The sequence below is a fragment of the Pseudomonas sp. I2 genome (assembly GCF_040984075.1).
Lineage (GTDB): Bacteria > Pseudomonadota > Gammaproteobacteria > Pseudomonadales > Pseudomonadaceae > Aquipseudomonas > Aquipseudomonas guariconensis_B.
Genome location: NZ_JBCGFQ010000254.1, coordinates 1 through 277 on the forward strand (window position 1 = coordinate 1; position 277 = coordinate 277).

The window sequence follows — 277 nt, forward strand, 5'->3', positions numbered from 1 at the left end:
GGCGGCACATACACCAACATGTCGATCCCATGGTCGCTCTTGTTCTTCAGCCCGAAACGGCTGGGAATGGCAGGGTCGGTGCTGTAGCCGAGGATGTTCTGCGGCCTGACGTTCCAGTGCTTGACCAGTGCCGCGGCCAGGGCCTCCTCACCCGCATCGGCCACCACCCGCGTCAAGCTGCCGCCCATGCGCACCGGCCCCACGCTGTGCTGGATCAGCGCCACCAGCCGGTCGCGCAGGGTGGTGGCCATGTAGGCGTAGTCGGCCTTGCCGCCGG

Annotated in this window: 1 pseudogene; it reads right to left on the bottom strand. The window is 67.5% G+C overall.

What is annotated here, in order from left to right:
• Positions 1-277 (bottom strand): annotated as a pseudogene (locus tag WCE05_RS26505) (hypothetical protein); the annotation flags it as partial.